Origin of the sequence: Plantibacter sp. T3, assembly GCF_902506515.1 — a bacterium.
In the GTDB taxonomy this organism is placed as follows: domain Bacteria; phylum Actinomycetota; class Actinomycetes; order Actinomycetales; family Microbacteriaceae; genus Plantibacter; species Plantibacter auratus.
The window spans coordinates 2870369-2890561 of record NZ_LR733286.1; the positions used below are offsets into that span (position 1 = coordinate 2870369).

Consider the following 20193-nt stretch of genomic DNA (forward strand, 5'->3'; position numbering starts at 1 on the left):
CAGCATGACCTTTCATGTCGCGCGGGTCCACTGCCGATCGAGGCGAGACGCCAACGATGACGACGGATACGCTGATCGCCATGAGCGAGACGCCGATGCACACCAGGGCCGCCGACAGCCACGACGTCATCCGGGTCAGGGGTGCCCGCGAGCACAATCTGCGCGACGTCGACGTCGACCTCCCGAAGCGCCGCCTCACCGTGTTCACCGGTGTGTCCGGCTCGGGGAAGAGCTCACTCGTCTTCGGGACGATCGCCGCCGAGTCGCAGCGGATGATCAACGAGACCTACAGCGCGTTCGTCCAAGGCTTCATGCCGTCGCAGGCGCGGCCCGACGTCGACGTGCTCGAGGGACTCACCACGGCGATCATCGTCGACCAGGAGCGGATGGGCGCGAACTCACGTTCGACGGTGGGCACGGCGACGGACGCGAACACCATGCTGCGCATCCTCTTCAGTCGTATCGGAGACCCGTCCATCGGGTCTCCGCAGGCTTTCTCCTTCAACGTCGCCTCGATCAGCGGCGCCGGAGCGGTGACCATCGAGCGCGGGGGACAGAGCACGAAGGAACGGCGGAGCTTCTCGATCACCGGCGGCATGTGCCCTCGTTGCGAGGGGATGGGGACCGTGAACGACATCGACCGTTCCCAGCTCTACGACGCCACGAAGTCGCTCAACCAGGGTGCACTCACGATCCCCGGCTACACACCCGACGGCTGGGGCGTGCGGATCTTCACCGGATCCGGATTCCTCGACGCGGACAAGCCCATCCAGGACTACACGGAGCGGGAGCTCCACGACTTCCTCCACAAGGAGCCGGTGAAGGTCAAGGTCGGTGACATTAACATGACCTACGAGGGCCTGATCCCGAAGGTGCAGAAGTCGTTCCTCTCGAAGGACCGCGAGGCGATGCAGCCGCACATCCGCGCATTCGTCGACCGCGCCGTCACCTTCACCACGTGTCCGGCGTGTGAGGGGACCCGCTTGAGCGAGGGCGCACGGAGTTCGCGCATCGCCGGTCGGAACATCGCCGAACTGTGCGCGATGCAGATCAGCGACCTCGCGGCGTGGACCCGGGCGCTCGACGAGCCGTCGGTGCGCCCACTCCTGACGGTCCTCCAGGAGACGCTGGACTCCTTCGTCGCCATCGGGCTGGGGTACCTGTCGCTCGACCGCACGACTGGCACCCTCTCTGGTGGGGAGGCGCAGCGGACGAAGATGATCCGCCATCTGGGGTCGTCGCTCACCGACGTGACCTACGTGTTCGACGAGCCGACCGTCGGACTGCACCCGCATGACATCCAGCGGATGAATGAACTGCTCCTCCGGCTCCGTGACAAGGGGAACACCGTCCTCGTCGTGGAACACAAGCCGGAGACGATCACGATCGCCGACCATGTCGTCGACCTCGGCCCCGGTGCCGGGACCGGCGGGGGACAGGTGACGTTCCAGGGGAGCGTGGACGGCCTCCGGGCGAGCGACACGCTCACCGGACGTCACTTCGACGACCGCGCAGCGCTCAAGCCGGCGCTGCGTCGACCGACCGGTGTCATCGAGATCCGCGGCGCCGACCGGCACAACCTGCAGGGTGTCGACGTCGACGTGCCGCTCGGCGTCCTCGTGGTCGTCACGGGTGTCGCCGGCTCGGGCAAGAGCTCGCTCATCCACGGCTCGGTCGCCGGGCGTCCTGGCGTGGTGACGGTCGACCAGAGCCCGATCCGCGGCTCGCGTCGCAGCAACCCGGCGACGTACACGGGCCTGCTCGAGCCCATCCGCAAGGCGTTCGCGAAGGCGAACGGTGTCAAGCCGGCGCTGTTCAGCTCGAACTCGGCCGGAGCCTGCCCGAACTGCAACGGTGCCGGCGTCGTCTTCACCGATCTCGGCGTCATGGCGAGCGTCTCGACCGTCTGCGAGGTGTGCGAGGGTCGCCGGTTCGATGCTTCCGTTCTGGAATATCAGTTGGGGGAGCGGGACATCAGCGAGGTGCTCGCGATGTCGGTGACGGAGGCCGAGGCCTTCTTCGCCGACGGGCCGGCCCGGACGCCCGCCGCGCACCTCATCCTGGCGAGACTCGTCGACGTCGGGCTCGGCTACGTCAGCCTCGGACAGCCGTTGACGACCCTGTCAGGAGGCGAACGACAGCGACTCAAACTGGCGACACAGATGGCCGATTCGGGCGACGTCTACATCCTGGACGAGCCGACGACGGGCCTGCACCTCGCCGACGTGGAGAACCTGCTCGGGCTGCTGGACCGGTTGGTGGACTCCGGCAAGTCGGTCATCGTCATCGAGCATCATCAGGCGGTCATGGCGCATGCGGACTGGATCGTCGACCTCGGACCCGGCGCAGGTCACGACGGCGGACGTCTGGTGTTCACCGGGACGCCCGCAGCGCTCGTCGCCGATCGCTCGACGCTGACCGGAGAACATCTCGCTCGGTACATCGGCTCCTGACGCGCCCCGGTCGTCGCCGCGATCCTCAGGTCGGTGATGCAGGCGGACGTGACCCGATCGGACCCCGCTCGCGGCGGGCTGGAAAGAGCTGATAATGCACATTATGTCAACTCAGTCGAATCTGACCCGCCCCACGGCGCGGGTTCGAAGCTCCTGTCCCAGGATCACCGCGTGGACCCGGTCGCGGAGGTGCAACTTGGCGAAGATGCGGTTGACGTGCGTCTTGACCGTGGACGGCGACAAGTGGAGTGCGTCGGAGATCTCACGATTCGAGAGCCCGGCGACGATGCATCCGAACACGTCGAGCTCGCGCGGGCTGAGCGGGTCCAGCGGGTGGGCTGTCCCACTTGCTCCCCCGTGCTCGCGCGACCGTCCACCGGAGGCATAGTGCTCGATGAGTCGCTTCGTGATCCTGGGTTCGACGACGGCTTCGCCGGCATGGATCGTCCGAACAGCCTCCTGCAACCGGTCTGGAGGGGTGCTCTTCAGCAGGAAGGCGCTGGCGCCCGCGTCGAGGCCTCCGAACGCGTACTCGTCGATGTCGAAGGTGGTGAGGATGAGGACGCGTGTGGCCGGGTGGACCGTGGTGATGATCCTGGTCGCTTCGACGCCGCCCATCCCGGGCATCCGCACATCCATGAGGACGACGTCCGGTCGCAGTTCCCGTGCACGCCGAATCGCCTCCTCACCCGTCGCCGCCTCCCCCACGACCTCGATGTCGGGCGCGGAATCCAGGGTCAGCGCGCTGCCCACCCGGACGAGTTCCTGGTCGTCCACCACCAGCACGCTGATGATCGAGGGACTGGTCGTGCTCACGTCGCTGCTCCTCGGTCGATGTGCAGCGTCGCGCTCGTCGACCAGCCCCCGCCCGCGCAGGGCCCTGCTTCGCTCGTGCCGCCGTACGCCGCGGCTCGAGCGGCGATACCCGGAAGGCCCTGCCCACTCCCCTGGCTCGGAGCTCGAGTTCGGTGGGTGTCGATGCGGCCGTCGTCGGTGACCCGAACCGCGACGGTGCCGGGCGCCACGTCGATGCCGACCTCGACCCGCGTGGGGTCGACGGCGTACCGCAACACGTTGGTGAGCGACTCCTGGACGATCCGGTACACCGTCGTCACCAGAGCGGGCTGCTCCGGCATGGCCCCGCCGGAGCGGGTGAGCGTGACGGGCATGCCGGTGCTGCGGAAGACCTCGACGACCTCCTCCACGTCGGAGACGTTGTGTCCCGACCGGTGCAGGCGCTGATCCAGCACCGCATCCCCCTCTCGGAGTATCTGCAGGACGCGGTTCATCTCGCCCAGCGCGCTGCGCCCGACGCCACCCAGCTGCGCGAGCGCTCGGGCCGACCGCTCGGGGTGCCGTTCCCAGCCGCTGGACGCCCCGTCCGCGAGGGAGATCATCGTCGACAGCGAGTGGGCGACGACATCGTGCATCTCCGCGGCGATCCGCTGCCGCTCCACCACCCGCGCCGTGGTGAGTCGTTGGTTCACGAGTTGTGTGAGGGCCGCTCGTCGCTGCGTCACACCGCGGGCGGCGACACCTGCGGCGAGAGCGAGCAGCGCCAGCGGTTCCAGCAACGACGGGGCCTGGGACGAACCCGTCATGAGCAGACGGACGAGCAGTCCCGCCGCAGGGAGCCCGACGAGGACCGCATAGCCCGACAGCACGGTTCTGGTGGGCAGCATGGCGGCTACCGTATACAGTGCGACGGCGGCGGGCAGCGTCACCGGTGCGACGGGGGCGGGCAGGACCACACCCGCCGTGTTCGCGAGCGCGACGGCGACGAGGATCGCCCGCGGATACCGACGCCGCCACAACAGGAGCGCGCTCGAGAGGATCACCAACGGCAACCCCGGCCAGAGCGGTTGCGCACCCGGCAGGACCAGCCCGAGCGCCTGGACCAGGAGACAGGTCACAGCGACCAGTGCGTCGACCACACGCTGGTGGGCGCTGAACCAGCGCAGCACGCGTGTGCCGAGGACACGGTCGACCTCCGCGGCGTCCACGACCGGCTGGATCGCACTCATACCCTTGCCACCTCCACGCTGAGCTCGGCTCCCATTCTCCCTCGCGCCCCTCGTGAGCACCGTTCAGGCGTCGCGGCGCAAGAACGTGATCGCTGCGACGACGAACGACGCCAGCGTCCAGATCAGCAGAACGGCATACCCGGTCCACGGTCCCATCGGGTCCGTACCAGTCGGGGCGAGGAGCAGGGAGCCGGCCTGGATCGGGAAGAAGCGGGTGATCTCCGTGCCGTATTCGGAGAACATCTGCGGGATCACCGGCACGATGAGGAGGAGCACGATCGTCGCGAGCACCGCGGCGACGACGTTGCGGATGATGGTGCCGAGTGCGATTCCGAGGATGCTGAGGGCCGCCAGGTAGAGCCCGGATCCGAGCACCAACCGCGCCAGCTCGGGTGTCTCCAGCACATAGCCGTATCCGCCCCCGGCCAGGATGATGGGCGCGAGGGCGAACCCGACGGCTGAGCTGACGACACCGATGAGGAACGAGACACCCGCGATGATCGAGGCCTTCGCGACGAGCACCGCCGTCCGACGCGGAACCGCGAGCAGTGTCGTGCCGATCTGCGCGGACCGGTACTCGTTCGTGATCATCAGGACGGCGAGCACCGCGAGGACGATCCCGACGTAACCGGTCTTGTCGACGATCATCTCGGGGTAGGCGTCGTAGTTCGCCTTCGGTGACCCGCGGTCGCGGAAGACGTACGCCCAGGGCATCGCGATCCCGTTCGCGGTCAGCAGCAGGAACGCGAATCCTGCGAGGACGTGGTTCGAGGCGAGTCCACGGAACTTGATCCATTCGGAGACGATCGTGCCGCCGAGGCTGACCTCGCCTGCTGGGAAGCGCCGCACGACGGGTGCCGCGGCCATGTCGGTGGTGGTGCTCATGAGGATGGTCCTTTCGAGGGGGCGCGACGTCAGGCGGAGACGAATTCCTGCGCGTCGCGGGTGAGTCGGTTGTAGGCCGCTTCGAGGGTCTGGCGCAGGGGCGTCAGCTCGGTGATCAGCACTCCCGCCTCGTTTGCGGCACGGGCGATCTGCTCCGCGGAGAGGCCCTCCACGTCCAGTACGCCCGGCTCGCTCGACGCGACGGTCGCCCCCGCTGAGGTGATCCGGCGAGTGAATGCAGGCACATCGAGGGTGCGAACGCGGACACGACCGTCTCCCTGCTCGGTGAGCGAACCGATGGGCGCGTCCGCGATGATCTCGCCGCGACCGATGATGATCACGTGGTCCGCGATGAGCGCGAGCTCGTTCAGGAGGTGCGAGGACAGGAACACCGTCCGCCCCTCGGCCGCCAGCCGGGCCAGGAGCTCCCGGACCCAGGTCACGCCCTCGGGGTCCAGGCCGTTGACCGGCTCGTCGAGGATGAGCGTGCCCGGATCGCCCAGCAGTGCCGCGGCGATCCCCAAGCGCTGACCCATCCCGAGGGAGAACCCGCCGACCTTCTTCCTGGCGACCGCGCTGAGACCCGTCGCCTCGAGGACCTCGTCGACGCGCGAGCGCGGGATGCGGTGCGTCGCCGCGATCGAGGTGAGGTGGTTCAGCGCCGACCGCGAGCGGTGCGCCGCCCTCGCGTCCAGCAGAGCACCGACCTCGCGCAGCGGCGCGGCGAACGCTCGGTACTCAGAGCCGTCGATACGTGCACGACCAGCGGTGGGACGGTCGAGCCCGACGATCGAACGCATCGTCGTGGACTTGCCGGCGCCGTTCGGCCCCAGGAACCCGGTGACCTTGCCCGATTGGACACTGAAACTCACATCGCGCACCGCGTACGTGCCTCGGTAGGTCTTGGTCAGCCCCTCCACGTCGATCGTCATGGCGTCTTCCTCCTGCTCGTAGCGGTCACCTCGTGCCATCGACGCTACGGACGCGTGTGCGTCGGCGACTGCCAACCAGGGGTTGATCATCGTCGTCGCACTCCGCGGCGACCTGCTCGCCGAGCGTCCGGCCGCGAGGGAGCACCGACTTGCGCTCCGAGCTGCGCGCCATGATCGCATCGGCGGGGAAGTCAGCTCTGACCGGGACCGAATTCATAGAGTGCATGCTCTAGAGTAGGTGCACTAGGAATACGGGAGCAGTCATGCCGAGAATCGTCGACCCACAGCGGTTCACCGCGCGCCAGACCACGATCCTCGCTGCGGCCTACCGCTGCTTCGCCGCCGAGGGGTATGAGACCACGTCGACGGCTGATATCTGCCGAGCGGCGGACATCTCCTCTGGGACCCTGTTCCACTACTTCCCCACCAAGCTCGACATCCTGGTCACGCTGCTGCGCGTGAGCGCCGCCTGGACCGAGGAGCAACTGCACCTCGCCACGCGCGCCGGGCCTGGGCGCCCGGCGTTGACCACCTATCTCGGCGCACTCGACCGCCAACGGGCTGCCGATCAGACGGTCGGTTTCGCTCGCGCGGTCCAAGGCATGGCGCATCTCCACGACGTGGCGGCCGTCCTCGACGTCGAGCGGGACATGGTCGACCGCTTCCTCCTCGACCACATCACCGAGGCGGTTCGCACCAGCGCAGCCCGCTCCGACGCCACGCCGGAGCAGCTCGTCCGATGGGTGCGCTGGCTCGTCGACGGCAGCGCACTGCACGAGACGCCGGCGTCGAGCACGTCGGGCATCAGCGTCGCCGTCCGGTCGCTGCTCCTCCTCGGTTGACGGCGCAGACCACCGCGGTCGTCAGGCCGACGGAGCAGGTCGATCGGGGTCCTGGTCCCAGAGCGGCATCCCGAACTCGTTGACCGGGATGGCGGACTGCGCCGGGTCCGGAAGCCGCTCCCCCGTCGGGCAGGTCATGAAGTGATCGTGCCCGGAGGAACGGTCGAAGGTGTGCTCGGCGAGCGGATGGCCACAGACCGTGCACTGGCGGTCTTCGGTGTCCGACGTCTTCGTCTGCTCGTTCATGCGGGTCATGCTACGCCGACCGTCGACGTCGACCACCCCGTTGCGCCCGGGTCGCCGACCTGCTTCCGCCCCGAGCGCGACCCGTCAGACCTCTCCGAAGCCTGATTCGATGAGCGACGCCAGTGCCCCGATGGCATCCTCCGCGTCCGGACCGTCCGCCTGCAGCTCCACGACCGCCCCCTTGACGAGGCCAAGTGACATGATCCCGAGCAGGCTTTTGGCGTCCTTCCCGTTCACGACCACCTTGGCCGCGAACGTGCTCGCCAGCTTCACGAACTCCGCAGCGGGTCGAGCGTGGAGCCCGTCCTTGTTCCGCAGGGTCACGGAGGCTGCGGCGTGGGACGCTGTCGGGTCGTCGGACCCACCCGCCCGAGTCGCCTCGTCGGCGCCGTGCTGGGCAGGGTCACCGCCGGCTGCGGACCGCGCGGCGTCCACGACCTCGTCGAGCGACGCGCCGGTCTGCGCGGCCACCGCTGCGGCGACCCCGCCTTCGACGAGCGGGGCGTCGACGATGCGTACCCGGCCTCGGACGTCGTCGTCGAGGAAGTCGAGTGCCGTCTCAGCGGTCAGGATCGCCGATCCCAGATCGCACAGCACCACCACCCCGGCCCCGGAGTCCACGGCGGCGATCCCGGCGGAGACCAGCTCGAAGCTCGTGCCGATCCCTCCCTCATCGGTACCGCCGGCTGCGGCGAGGGCCGCGTCGGGCGCCATCTGCCGCGCCAGGGCGATGAGCCCCTCCGCGATCAGCGCGCTGTGCGAGACGAAGACGAGGCCGACGGCTCCCCCGCTCATGCAGCACCCTCCCCAGCGGCGGCGGCGGCCGCCGCTTGCAGGAGATAGGAGGTGGACTGCGCCCCAGGGTCGCGGTGCCCGATGGCCCGTTCTCCGAGGTAGCTGGCGCGCCCCTTGCGGGCGACGAGCGGTTCGGTCGCGGCGGCGCCACCCCACGCGGCGTCCGCGGCTGCGGCCAGCACCCGTGCCGGCGACTCCCCCGCCGCCGCCGCCGCGGATGCAGCGTCCACGGCGGGTGTCCACGCGTCGACCATGGTCTTGTCGCCGACCTCGGCCTTGCCACGGAGCACGATCCCGTCGCGTGCCGCCGTCAACAGGGCGACGACGGCATCGGCGTCGAGGTCCTCCTGGCCGGCCACGGCGATCGACGCCTTGAGCAGCGCGGTGCCGTACAACGGGCCGCTCGCGCCTCCGACGGTCGAGATGAGCGTCGTCGCGGCGAGCTTGAGGATGTCGGCGGGCGTCGCATCAGCAGGCTGCTCGTCGAGCTTCGGCAGGATCGCGGAGAACCCGCGGTCGAGGTTCTCGCCATGGTCGCCGTCCCCGATGTCGCGGTCGAGCGTGATCAGCTCCACCCGATGCTCTGCGACGACCGCCGCACTCCCCCGCATCCAGGCGATCGCCCAGGCTCCGTCCAATCCCATCCGTCTACCGTCCCCACCGGAGCGCCGCGGTCTGCACCGGGGCGTCCCACAATTCGATCAGTTCGTCGTCGAGTTTCAGGAGGGTGATCGACACACCCTGCATCTCGAGGCTGGTCGTGTAGTTCCCCACGAGCGACCGTGCCACCTCGATCCCGCGCTCCGCGAGCGCCTCGGCCACGCGGCGGAAGACGATGAAGAGCTCGACCTGCGGCGTCCCGCCCATCCCGTTCACCAGGACGAGGGCCCGCTCGCCCGGGGCGTACGGAAGGTCTTCGAGGATGGCGGCGAGCAGCCGGTCGACGATCCGGTCGGCGGGCTCCAGTGGGATGCGTTCGCGGCCGGGCTCACCGTGGATCCCGATGCCGATCTCGATCTCGTCGTCGGCCAGGGTGAAACTCGGCTCGCCCGCGTGCGGGACGACGCACGGGGTGAGTGCCACGCCCATCGTGCGGGTGCGCTCGTTGACCTTCGTCGCGAGGTCGGCGACCTCGTCGAGTCCTCCCCCGGCCTCGGCACGTGCGCCGGCGAGCTTCTCCACGAGGACGGTGCCGGCGACACCCCGTCGCCCCGCCGTGTAGAGCGAGTCCTTCACCGCGACGTCGTCGTCGACGATGACCGAGCGCACCTCGATGCCCTCGGCCAGCGCGAGGTCGGCCGCGGTCTCGAAGTTGAGGACGTCGCCCGTGTAGTTCTTGACGATGTGCAGGACGCCGGCACCACCGTCCACCGCCTTCGTGGCGGCGAGGATGGGGTCCGGAGTGGGCGAGGTGAACACCGGGCCGGGTACGGCGGCGTCGAGCATCCCGAATCCGACGAACCCGCCGTGGAGGGGCTCGTGCCCGCTGCCGCCGCCGCTCACGATCCCCACCTTCCCGGCGACCGGGGCATCGGCTCGGGCGATGCACACCGGGTCGAGCGACACGGTGACGAGGTCGGAGTGCGCGGCGCCGAATCCGGCCACCGCCTCGACGACGACGTCTTTGGGATCATTGATGAGCTTCTTCATTGAATCCTCCTGCAAGATCGGTTCGGGTCCGCCGACCGGGTATGCCGGCATCGGGTCTCAACCTACGCGCTGCGGCCCACCGCCGGTAGGGCCGGAAGACCCGGCCACGGCGCGGATCAGCGCGAGCCGAGCGTGCGGGTGGCGTCCACCCAGGCGTCGAGGGTCGCGGTCGCCGCACCCGAGTCGATGACGGCCGCGGCGGACACGAGTGCGGCGGCGAACCGCTCGAGGATCGGCCGCTGGGCCTGCGTCGGATCCTCCGACAGTTCGAACGCCACGATCCCGGCCGCGGCGTTCAGCAGGACGATGTCGCGGACCGGACCCTCCTCGCCGGCGAGCGTGGCGCGCACGACACCGGCGTTGTGCTGGGCGTCACCGCCGATGAGATCGTCGATCGACGCACGGCGGATGCCGAGCTCCCGGGGATCCAGGTCGTGCTCGGTGACGGCTCCGCGGGTGACCTCCCAGAGGTGGCTGTGCCCTGTCGTCGTCAGTTCGTCGAGTCCGTCGTCGCCCCGGAAGACGAGGGCGGTCGCTCCGCGCGTCTGGAAGACGCCCACGAACAGCGGGATGCGGTCGGCGTGCGCGACGCCGACCGCCGACGCCTCCGGCCGGGCCGGGTTGACGAGCGGGCCCAGGAAGTTGAAGACCGTCGGCACGCCGAGCTCCGCACGGACCGGTCCAGCGTGGCCGAAACCGGGGTGGAACGCCGCCGCGTACGCGAAGGTGATGCCCGTCGACGCCAGCACCTCCCCCACCAGGTCCGTCGGCAGGGCGAGGTCGACGCCCAGCGCCGAGAGCACGTCGCTCGATCCCGAGGCGGAACTCGCCGCACGGTTGCCGTGCTTGATGACGGGGATGCCCGTCGCCGCGGCGACGATGGAGGCGGTCGTCGAGATGTTGACCGTGCCGAAGCGGTCGCCGCCGGTGCCGACGATGTCGAGGGCCCGGGACGGTGCGACGAGCGGCTTCGCGTGGTCGAGGATCGCGTCGCGGAACCCGACGATCTCGTCGACCGTCTCCCCCTTACGGCGCAACGCGATCAGGAAGCCGGCGAGCTGGGCGTCCGTCACCTGGCCGGTCATGATCCGCTCCATGGCCCACGTCGACTCCGACACACTGAGATCGGTTCCGGCGAGCAGGTCGCCGATGAGCGTCGGCCAGGTCGTGAGAGGCATGTCGACGATCTTACAAGCGCGACTCGCCGACGCCTCGAGCGGCCTGTGGAGCCGAAGATCACATGAATCCCGCAGCAGAACCGAAGATTCCGGTCAGGAAATAAGGCTAGCCTTACTGAACCGAGCGTGCTCGCCGCCCCCGAAATGCGAAAAACCGCTCCGGCTTTCGGCCATAATGGAGGGGTGACGAGCACCTCAATCAACCTTGCGCCGAGCGCGCCCCGGATCAACCGACCGAACACGGTCGCGGTTGGAACGATCGTCTGGCTGGGCAGCGAGGTCATGTTCTTCGCCGGCCTCTTCGCGATCTACTTCACGCTGCGATCGATGGCTCCCGAGCTGTGGGCGGCCGAGGCCGGTCGCCTGAACGTCCCGTACTCGACGATCAACACGATCATCCTCGTGTCCTCGTCGTTCACGTGCCAGTTCGGCGTCTTCGCAGCGGAGCGCATGCAGCCCCGCATGACGGGCTGGAGCCCGCGCAAGTGGGGCATGGTCGAGTGGTTCTTCCTCACCTACGCCCTGGGCGCCGTGTTCGTCTCCGGCCAGATCCTCGAGTACGCGACGCTCGTCAGCGAGGGTATCTCCCTCAGCTCGAACGCGTACGGCTCGGCGTTCTACCTCACGACCGGCTTCCACGGCCTGCACGTGACCGGCGGCCTCATCGCCTTCCTCCTCGTGATCGGCCGTGCCTATGCCGTCAAACGATTCGGCCACAAGGAGGCGACGAGCGCCATCGTCGTCTCGTACTACTGGCACTTCGTCGACGTCGTGTGGATCGGCCTCTACTTCGTCATCTACATCCTGCGCTGACCCGGAATGACTGACTCCATGAAGACTGACCCCACCCAGACGACGACCACCAAGGCGTCCAAGAAAGCCGCCCGCGCCACGCGCAAGAGCGGCCGCCGCAGCCCGTTCGCCTCGGCGGCGCTGCTCGCGATCGGCCTCCTCGTGACCGGTGGCGCCTACGCAGCCGTCAGCGTCAGCACGGCCAGCGCAGAGCCCGTAGCCGCCGCCAAGTCGCAGGCCTCCGTCGACGAGGGCGAGAAGCTCTTCTCCGCGAACTGCGCCACCTGCCACGGCCTCGACATGCAGGGCACGACCGCCGGACCGAGCCTCCTCGGCGTCGGTGCCGCCGCCGTCGACTTCCAGGTCGGCACCGGCCGGATGCCGCTGCAGAACCAGGGCCCGCAGGCCCCGGAGAAGCCCGTGCAGTTCACCGAGGAGCAGATCTCCTCCCTCGCGGCCTACGTCGCCTCGGTCGCACCCGGCCCGGAGATCCCCGAGGAGCAGTACCTCGACGGTGAGGGCGACGCCTCCAACGGCGCACAGCTCTTCCGCATCAACTGCGCGATGTGCCACAACGTCGCAGCCGCCGGTGGCGCCTTGACCGAGGGCAAGTACGCTCCCTCGCTCGTCGGCGTCAGCGCCGCCCACATCTACGAGGCCATGATCACCGGCCCGCAGAACATGCCCGTCTTCAACGACATGAACCTCTCCCCCGAGGACAAGCGCGACATCATCACCGCGCTCAAGTTCATGGAGAAGAACCCGTCACCGGGCGGCAACGACCTCGGCTCGCTCGGCCCCGTCTCCGAGGGCCTGTTCCTCTGGATCTTCGGCCTCGGCTCGATCGTGGCCCTCACCGTCTGGATCACCGCGAAGTCGAACTGACCGACGCGGATCGACAACACGTAAGAAGGAGCACCATGGCTCACGACAACTCGAGCGGCTCGGGTCACCCAGCCGCCGACTCGTCTGCCGATCCGTCCGCCCACGGGCAGGAGCTGCAGGTCGCGACCGGTACCGGGGTCATCTCCCGCGACGCCGTCGTCGACCCCGGCCTGCCTCCGCACCGGAAGCGCGTCACGGACCTCGACCCCAAGAAGGACAAGCGGGCCGAGCGCGCCGTCTACACCCTCTTCTACCTGTCGATCGCGGGCAGCGTCTGGGCGGTCGCCGCCTACATGGCGTTCCCGATCGAGCCCGAGGACATCGCCTCGGTCCGCCTGAACAACCTGTTCATCGGTCTCGGCATGGCGTTGGCCCTGCTCGCGATCGGTATCGGCGCCGTGCACTGGGGCAAGGCCCTCATGCACGACGAAGAGGGCATCGACTACCGTCACAAGGTCGGCGGCAACCAGGCCAGCCGCGATCGCGCGGTGGAGATCATGCACCAGGCGAACGTCGAGTCCGGCATCGGACGACGCGCGCTCATCCGCAACAGCCTCATCGGCTCCCTCATCGTCTTCCCGCTCCCGGGCATCGCGCTGTTCCGCGGTCTCGCGCCGTACGACGAAGACCCCGTCGAGCTCATGCAGCACACGATGTGGAAGGAAGGCACGCGCCTCGCCCGTGACCCTTCCGGTACGCCCATCAAAGCGTCCGACGTGACCCTCGGCAGTGCGTTCCACGTGATCCCCGAGAACCTCCACGAGGCCGATCACGTCCTCAACGAGAAGGCGAAGGCGATCGTGCTGCTCATGCGACTGAAGCCCGAAGACCTCGTCGAGGAGGAGTCCAAGAAGGACTGGTCCTACGACGGCATCGTCGCCTACTCCAAGGTGTGCACGCACGTCGGTTGCCCGGTCGCGCTCTACGAGCAGCAGACGCACCACCTCCTCTGCCCCTGCCACCAGTCGCAGTTCGATGTCACGAACCACTGCGCGGTCATCTTCGGACCGGCCGCCCGGCCGCTTCCGCAGCTGCCGATCACCGTCGACGACGAGGGCTACCTCGTCGCGCGGAGCGACTTCCACGAACCTGTCGGCCCGAGCTTCTGGGAGCGTCATTGAGCACCTCGACCGCAACACGCGCGCCTGAGCAGGCCAAGGCCGCTCCGGCGAAGAGCTCCGGTGGATTCACCGGCGCCGCAGCGAACTACCTCGAAGAGCGGACGTCCATCTCGGTCGCCGTCAAGGAGTTCGGCCGCAAGATCTTCCCCGACCACTGGTCGTTCCTCCTCGGCGAGGTGGCGCTCTACAGCTTCGTCATCATCCTGCTGTCGGGCTCCTTCCTCACCTTCTTCTTCCAGGCATCGATGGCGGAGGTCCACTACGACGGGTCCTTCGTCCCGCTGAAGAACATCGAGATGTCCGTCGCCATGGCGTCGACGCTCGACATCTCCTTCGACATCCGCGGCGGCCTCCTGATGCGTCAGGTGCACCACTGGGCGGCCCTGCTGTTCGTGGCGTCCATCGGCCTCCACATGCTGCGCATCTTCTTCACCGGTGCGTTCCGCAAGCCGCGTGAGCTGAACTGGGTGATCGGTTTCGTCCTGTTCATCCTGGCCATGGCCGAGGGCTTCACCGGGTACTCGCTGCCCGACGACCTGCTCTCCGGTAACGGTCTGCGGATCATCGACGGCATGGTCAAGGGTCTGCCCATCATCGGCACGTGGACGACCTTCCTGCTCTTCGGCGGGGAGTTCCCGGGCACCGACATCGTCGGCCGCCTCTACACGCTCCACATCCTGCTCCTGCCGGCGCTGGTGCTGCTCTTCATCGCCCTGCACCTGGTGTTCGTCGTCGTGCACAAGCACACGCAGTTCCCGGGCGCCGGTCGCACCGAGCAGAACGTGGTCGGATTCCCCGTCCTCCCCGTCTACGCGGCGAAGGCCGGTGGCTTCTTCTTCATCGTCTTCGGTGTCGTGATGCTCATCGCCTCGCTGTTCACGATCAACCCGATCTGGAACTACGGACCGTACGACCCCTCCCCGGTCTCGGCGGGTACGCAGCCTGACTGGTACATCGGATTCGCCGACGGCGCGCTCCGACTGGTTCCGCCGCACCTCGAGTTCGTCCTCTGGGATCACACGTTCTCGTTCAACATCATCCTTCCCGTCCTCGTCCTGGGTCTGTTCATCGTCACGGTGTTCATCTACCCGTTCGTCGAGGCGTGGATCACGGGTGACAAGCGCGAGCACCACATCCTCGACCGTCCGCGCAACGCGCCGACCCGCACCGCCATCGGTGCTGCCGGTGTCACCTTCTACGCCGCCCTCTGGGCTGCTGCGAGCTCGGACATCATCGCCACCCACTTCAAGGTGACGATGGAGGGCGTGATCCACACGCTGCAGGCGATCCTCATCCTCGGACCGTTCATCGCCTACTTCATCGCCAAGCGCACCTGCCTGGCGCTGCAGAAGAAGGACCGCGAGATCCTCCTCCACGGCTACGAGACCGGGCGCATCGTCCGCCTCCCCGGTGGCGAGTTCATCGAGGTCCACGAGCCCGTCGACGAGTACGAGCGCTGGCGCCTCGCGAGCTACGACGACCACAAGCCGTTGATGATCCGTCCGAACGCCAAGGGCAAGATCACCGGTGTCCAGAAGGCTCGCGCCGCGATGTCCCGCTGGTTCTTCGAGGATCGGATCGCTCCGGTCACGAACACGGAGATCGAACGTTCCCACGGCGACCACCACTAGGCGGATCCTCTTGGAAGGCCCCGCAGTCCTCACGGACTGCGGGGCTTTCGACGTTGAGGGCGGGGATCGCCGAATTGCGCCGCGACAAGACGCGTGCGATAGCGGACGTCCGTGCAGCCCCTCTCCCCCGTTCTCCGGGCGCCGAAGGCCGGTGCGGATGAGGTGAGCCCTTCGACAGGCTCAGGGACCCGCGTCCGCTCACCGTGGTTACCGGCATTCCTGCGCGACAGCAGACGATGTGAGCCGATCGACCTGCCCCGGGGGGCGACGTTCACGACCCAGGGTGATCGGGCCGTACTGAGGAGACACCGGACTACTGCTGCCCTTCGACGGGGCTCAGGGACCGGAATGCCTGCGCCAGGTCTCCTCGTACGCGCCCTGAGTCCTTTGCAGGGGCGTGTGCCCCGGACAGGCTCGGGGCCAGGTTCCCCCTCTGCGCCAGGTCTCTGTGATACGCACCCTGAATCCTCTGCGGGCGGCGTGTGCCCCTCGACAGCCTCAAGGACCGGCGGGCGCTCCCCCGGTCTATCAGGCATGAGGAGGCGTCACCAGTACGGCTGCCCACCGGGAGCAGCCTCGCCGGACGGAAGGGTGACGATCACGACCTTCGAGGGCGGGTGCGCGCACCAATGCCGGCTGCTCGTTCTCCACGTCCAGGCGAGCACCAGAACACGAAAGAGCCCCCGAGCGTGGCTCGGGGGCTCTTCGATGACTCTTCGGGGATCAGCCCAGCGGGAGGATCTTCTTGTAGAACTCCGCCGTCACGTTGTAGCCGAGACGACGGTAGAAGTCGCCGGCTCGAGAGGTGGACATCGTCAGCTGGCGCGCACCGCGTTCGACGGCATAGTGCTCGTTCGCCTCGACCAGGGCCGATCCGATGCCGGCGCCGCGGGCCGTCTCGTCGACGACGAGCTCCTGCAGGTGGGCGGTCAGGCCGGCCGCGTGCAGCAGCCGCGACACCGTCATCAGAGTGTATCCGACGACACGATCCGATTCGTCGACCGCGACGTACAGCACGTTGGTCTCGTCTTCACGAGGGCGCATGACGTTGTTGTACGCAGCCATGAAGTCGTCCGCAGCAGGCGGGATGGACCCCGTGATCAACTGGCCGGCCAGCGCGAAGACGGCTGAACGGTCGTCGGGCTGACCGCGACGGATGCTGAACGAGGCAACCATCAGCGTGCGAAGTATCCGCGGTAGTACTCGTAGTTCCAACCGACGACCGCGATGACGACCAGCGGGATACCGATGATCGCGATCCAGAACCCGACCGCCAGACCGAGCACGAGCAGACCGCACGCACCGGCGAGGATGATGGGCCACCAGCTCCACGGGCTGAAGTGCCCGATCTCCGGGTCGCCGTCGTCGATGTTGGCTGTCAGCGTGTCCTCGGGGAGCTCTGCACCCTGGCTCTTGTGCACCCGGCTGAGGTAGAAGCCGAGGAACGCGCTCAGGATCGCGGCAAGAGCCAGCGTGACCGTGCCGACCCATTCGACCCGGCCGTGCAGCGGGTCGACGAGCGACCACACGGTGTAGACCGCGCAGAGGAGGGCGCAGAACACCGTCAGGATCGTGAAGAGGATGATATTGGCGCGCATGGCGGCTACTTCACCTTTCCGGCGTCGATGTCGAGCGTGGGTGCGTCAGGTGCGTCCTTCGCGGGACCGACGCCGACCGGGATACCGACCTCGGGGTGGTGGAGGTCGAAGGCCGGTCGCTCCGAGCGGATGCGCGGGATGGAGACGAAGTTGTGACGCGGCGGGGGCGAGCTGGTCGCCCACTCGAGCGATCCCCCGTAACCCCACGGGTCGTCCTCGGTGACGCGAGGAGCCTTCCGGATCGTGATGTACACGTTCAGGAAGAAGGGCAGCAGCGAGATGGCGAGGATGAACGAGCCCACGGTCGACAGCTGGTTCATCCAGGTGAAGCCGTCCTCGGGCGAGTAGGTCGCGTAGCGGCGCGGGAACCCGATGACGCCCAACCAGTGCTGGATGAGGAACGTCGTGTGGAAGCCGATGAAAAGCAGCCAGAAGTGCCAGTAGCCGAGCTTCTCATTGAGCATCTTGCCCGTCCACTTCGGCCACCAGAAGTAGAAGCCGGCGAACATGGCGAACACGACCGTGCCGAACACGACGTAGTGGAAGTGCGCCACGACGAAGTAGGAGTCGGAGACGTGGAAGTCGAGCGGCGGCGAAGCGAGGATGACACCGGTGAGTCCACCGAAGACGAAGGTGATCAGGAAGCCGATGGACCAGAGCATCGGGGTCTCGAAGGTGACCGAGCCGCGCCACATCGTGCCCAGCCAGTTGAAGATCTTCACGCCGGTCGGAACCGCGATGAGCATCGTCATGAGGGCGAAGAACGGCAGGAGCACCGATCCGGTGACGTACATGTGGTGTGCCCACACCGTCACGGAGAGGGCCGCGATCGCGATCGTCGCGTAGATCAGGGTCTTGTACCCGAAGATCGGCTTGCGGCTGAACACCGGGAAGATCTCGGACACGATGCCGAAGAACGGCAGCGCGATGATGTAGACCTCGGGGTGCCCGAAGAACCAGAACAGGTGCTGCCAGAGGATGACACCGCCGTTGGCCGCGTCGTAGATGTGGGCGTCGAACACGCGGTCAGCTGCGAGACCGAAGAGGGCCGCCGCGAGCACCGGGAACGCCATCAGGACGAGGATGGACGTCACGAGGACGTTCCACGTGAAGATCGGCATGCGGAACATCGTCATGCCGGGGGCGCGCATCGTGATGATCGTGGTGATGAAGTTGACGCCACCGAGGATGGTGCCGAAGCCACTGAGCGCCAGGCCGAGGACCCAGAGATTGCCTCCGAGCCCTGGCGAGAACGTCGTGCTCGACAGTGGCGCATAGGCGAACCAGCCGAAGGCGGCGGCGCCCTGCGGGGTGAGGAAGCCACCGACGGCGATGAGGCTACCGAAGGCGTAGAGCCAGAACGCGAAGGCGTTCAGACGCGGGAAGGCGACGTCCGGTGCGCCGATCTGCAGCGGCATGAGCGCGTTCGCGAACCCGGCGAAGAGCGGCGTCGCGAACATGAGGAGCATGATCGTGCCGTGCATCGTGAAGAGCTGGTTGTACTGCTCCTTCGTCTCCACGATCGTGCCGCCGGGCTCGAAGAGCTGGGCTCGGATGATGAGCGCCATCACGCCGCCGAGGCAGAAGAAGATGAACGAGGCGATCAGGTACATGTACCCGATGGTCTTGTGGTCGGTGGAGGTGATCCACTTGACCAGGATGTTGCCCTTGCGCTCGACCGAGGTGCGTCCGACGACGCTCGCCTGGCCTGCGGGAAGCGTGGTGGAGGTCATTCCCCGTCTCCGTGCTCTTCGAGACCTGCCGGCGCCTTGGTGCCGGGGAGGTTGCTGTTGCGATCGTATTCCGTGCCGTAGTCGCCGATGTTGCCCGACTCGGCCAGGTCTTCGAGGTGCTTGTCGTACTCGGCCTGCGAGACGACCTTCACGTTGAAGAGCATGAGCGAGTGGTACTCGCCACAGAGCTCGGCGCACTTGCCGGCGTACGTGCCCTCGCGCTCAGGGGTGAAGGACATGTAGTTCGTCTTGCCCGGGATCATGTCCTTCTTGTAGAGGAAGTCGATGACCCAGAAGGAGTGGATGACGTCGCGCGACTGCAGCGCGATCTTCACCGTCTTGCCGACGGGCAGGTAGAGCGTGGGGAGTGCGTCCTGGTCGATGACGCCACCGGGCTTCTCATCGGCCTGCACGCCCGCGGTCCAGACGTCCTGGCCGTTGACGGCCTCGTCGTACACGAAGTCCCACGCCCACTGCTTCGCGAAGACCTCGATGGCCACGTCGGGATCCTCGTACTGGGTCTCGATCGCGTTCTGGTCGCGTGCCGTGAAGGCGAAGAAGCCGAGGACCAGGATGAGCGGGACGATCGTGTAGAAGATCTCGATCGGCATGTTGTACCGCAGCTGGACCGGGAGACCGGTCTGCCCCTTGCGGCGTCGGTACACGATGACGGCCCAGATGATGAGCCCCCACGTGATGACACCGACTGCGAGCAGCACCAGCCATGCCGTCACCCACAGGCCCGCGATGCGGTCCGTGTGGTTCGTGACGGGAGATTCGCCCTCGACGAATCCCGGCAGGTAACCATGCAGTTCCGCCTGCGTACAACCCGCCAGGACTATGGCGAGTGTGGCTGCGACCGGAATGGCAGCCCATCTGAGACGACGAGTCGAGCGCACCTCTGAAACCTTTCGAATACACACCTGTGGATCGCCCCCCAGTCTAGTGGGGATGGGCGGTGAACGCCGGACCATTCGCGTCCGCGGTGCGGGATCGTGACCGGAATGACGAAGGGGAAACCACCCGGGACCGGGTAATTTCCCCTTCAGGAAGAATCTGGCTCAGTGGAAGCTGTCGCCGCAGGCACAGCTGCCCTCGGCGTTGGGGTTGTCGATGGTGAACCCCTGCTTCTGAATGGTGTCCTCGAAGTCGATCTTGGCGCCGTCGAGGTAGGGGACGCTCATCTTGTCGACGATGACCTCGACGCCGTCGAAGTCGACCGTGGCGTCGCCGTCGAGCATGCGCTCGTCGAAGTACAGCTGGTAGATGAGGCCCGAGCATCCACCCGGCTGGACGGCCACGCGGAGACGGAGGTCGTCGCGACCCTCCTGCTCGAGGAGGCTCTTGACCTTCTGCGCCGCCGTGTCGGACAGGCCGACGCCGTGAGCCGCGTCGATCTTGGTCTCGGTCAGGATGGTGTCGCTCATG

Annotated in this window: 20 protein-coding genes; 6 read left to right on the plus strand and 14 right to left on the minus strand. The window is 67.5% G+C overall.

All coding sequences use genetic code 11. The annotated features are described in order from the left end of the window. Nucleotides 1-80: 80 nt before the first annotated feature. On the plus strand, nt 81-2453 hold the full coding sequence (locus GV015_RS13665) for an excinuclease ABC subunit UvrA (RefSeq protein WP_201299393.1): 2373 nt from the start codon (nt 81-83) through the stop codon (nt 2451-2453). A gap of 111 nt (nt 2454-2564) precedes the next feature. On the opposite strand, the gene GV015_RS13670 is transcribed toward GV015_RS13665, so the two are convergent. The 4 genes from GV015_RS13670 to GV015_RS13685 form a co-directional block, all read right to left on the minus strand. After that, entirely contained in the window at nt 2565-3269 is a 705-nt protein-coding gene (locus tag GV015_RS13670) for a response regulator transcription factor (RefSeq protein ID WP_236555465.1), read from the minus strand. After that, a complete protein-coding gene (locus GV015_RS13675) occupies nt 3266-4477 on the minus strand; it encodes a sensor histidine kinase (RefSeq protein ID WP_159878857.1) in 1212 nt (403 codons plus the stop codon). The genes GV015_RS13670 and GV015_RS13675 overlap by 4 nt, the downstream gene beginning before the upstream one ends. Before the next feature lie 63 nt (nt 4478-4540). After that, nucleotides 4541-5362 (minus strand): ABC transporter permease, encoded by an 822-nt coding sequence (locus tag GV015_RS13680; protein WP_159878858.1) that lies wholly within the window; start codon nt 5360-5362, stop codon nt 4541-4543. 29 nt (nt 5363-5391) lie between these two features. Further along, nucleotides 5392-6294 (minus strand): ABC transporter ATP-binding protein, encoded by a 903-nt coding sequence (locus GV015_RS13685; protein WP_159878859.1) that lies wholly within the window; start codon nt 6292-6294, stop codon nt 5392-5394. A 263-nt stretch (nt 6295-6557) separates the two neighbouring features. Here GV015_RS13685 and GV015_RS13690 point away from each other — a divergent pair, with 263 nt between their 5' ends. Continuing rightward, on the plus strand, nt 6558-7136 hold the full coding sequence (locus GV015_RS13690) for a TetR/AcrR family transcriptional regulator (RefSeq protein WP_159878860.1): 579 nt from the start codon (nt 6558-6560) through the stop codon (nt 7134-7136). Nucleotides 7137-7157: 21 nt separating this feature from the next. Here the strand turns inward: GV015_RS13690 and GV015_RS13695 are convergent, their stop codons facing one another. The 5 genes from GV015_RS13695 to trpD form a co-directional block, all read right to left on the minus strand. Continuing rightward, complete coding sequence (locus tag GV015_RS13695) at nt 7158-7382, minus strand: hypothetical protein (RefSeq protein WP_124769389.1); 225 nt, start codon at nt 7380-7382, stop codon at nt 7158-7160. A gap of 84 nt (nt 7383-7466) precedes the next feature. Then, entirely contained in the window at nt 7467-8177 is a 711-nt protein-coding gene (dhaM, locus tag GV015_RS13700; protein ID WP_159878861.1) for a dihydroxyacetone kinase phosphoryl donor subunit DhaM, read from the minus strand. Next, nucleotides 8174-8821: a dihydroxyacetone kinase subunit DhaL gene (gene dhaL / locus GV015_RS13705; RefSeq protein ID WP_159878862.1), complete on the minus strand. Its 648-nt coding sequence runs from the start codon at nt 8819-8821 to the stop codon at nt 8174-8176. The genes dhaM and dhaL overlap by 4 nt, the downstream gene beginning before the upstream one ends. Before the next feature lie 4 nt (nt 8822-8825). Then, entirely contained in the window at nt 8826-9827 is a 1002-nt protein-coding gene (gene dhaK / locus GV015_RS13710; RefSeq protein ID WP_159878863.1) for a dihydroxyacetone kinase subunit DhaK, read from the minus strand. A gap of 116 nt (nt 9828-9943) precedes the next feature. Continuing rightward, nucleotides 9944-11005 carry an anthranilate phosphoribosyltransferase gene (gene trpD / locus GV015_RS13715; protein WP_124769392.1) on the minus strand — a complete coding sequence of 354 codons (1062 nt, stop codon included), beginning with the start codon at nt 11003-11005 and terminating at the stop codon, nt 9944-9946. Nucleotides 11006-11149: 144 nt separating this feature from the next. On the opposite strand from trpD, the gene GV015_RS13720 reads away from it, so the two are divergent. The 4 genes from GV015_RS13720 to GV015_RS13735 are packed head-to-tail and all read left to right on the plus strand — an operon-like array spanning nt 11150 to nt 15434. Then, nucleotides 11150-11818, plus strand: a complete 669-nt coding sequence (locus tag GV015_RS13720; protein ID WP_085510949.1) for a heme-copper oxidase subunit III — start codon at nt 11150-11152, stop codon at nt 11816-11818. Nucleotides 11819-11836: 18 nt separating this feature from the next. After that, the gene (locus GV015_RS13725) at nt 11837-12682 is read left to right on the plus strand and encodes a cytochrome c (protein WP_064296976.1); all 846 of its coding nucleotides are present in this window, start codon (nt 11837-11839) and stop codon (nt 12680-12682) included. 35 nt (nt 12683-12717) lie between these two features. Then, complete coding sequence (locus GV015_RS13730; RefSeq protein ID WP_085510950.1) at nt 12718-13803, plus strand: ubiquinol-cytochrome c reductase iron-sulfur subunit; 1086 nt, start codon at nt 12718-12720, stop codon at nt 13801-13803. Continuing rightward, entirely contained in the window at nt 13800-15434 is a 1635-nt protein-coding gene (locus GV015_RS13735) for a ubiquinol-cytochrome c reductase cytochrome b subunit (protein ID WP_064296978.1), read from the plus strand. The genes GV015_RS13730 and GV015_RS13735 overlap by 4 nt, the downstream gene beginning before the upstream one ends. A 723-nt stretch (nt 15435-16157) precedes the next feature. On the opposite strand, the gene GV015_RS13740 is transcribed toward GV015_RS13735, so the two are convergent. The 5 genes from GV015_RS13740 to erpA form a co-directional block, all read right to left on the minus strand. Further along, nucleotides 16158-16610 carry a GNAT family N-acetyltransferase gene (locus GV015_RS13740; protein ID WP_137241631.1) on the minus strand — a complete coding sequence of 151 codons (453 nt, stop codon included), beginning with the start codon at nt 16608-16610 and terminating at the stop codon, nt 16158-16160. Further along, a complete protein-coding gene (locus GV015_RS13745) occupies nt 16610-17032 on the minus strand; it encodes a cytochrome c oxidase subunit 4 (protein ID WP_064296980.1) in 423 nt (140 codons plus the stop codon). Before GV015_RS13745 ends, GV015_RS13740 begins: the two co-directional genes overlap by 1 nt. 5 nt (nt 17033-17037) lie before the next feature. Further along, complete coding sequence (gene ctaD / locus GV015_RS13750; RefSeq protein ID WP_064296981.1) at nt 17038-18765, minus strand: cytochrome c oxidase subunit I; 1728 nt, start codon at nt 18763-18765, stop codon at nt 17038-17040. Next, a complete protein-coding gene (coxB, locus tag GV015_RS13755; protein ID WP_079706003.1) occupies nt 18762-19664 on the minus strand; it encodes a cytochrome c oxidase subunit II in 903 nt (300 codons plus the stop codon). The genes ctaD and coxB overlap by 4 nt, the downstream gene beginning before the upstream one ends. A gap of 162 nt (nt 19665-19826) precedes the next feature. Continuing rightward, a complete protein-coding gene (gene erpA / locus GV015_RS13760) occupies nt 19827-20192 on the minus strand; it encodes an iron-sulfur cluster insertion protein ErpA (protein ID WP_064296983.1) in 366 nt (121 codons plus the stop codon). Nucleotide 20193 lies beyond the last annotated feature (1 nt).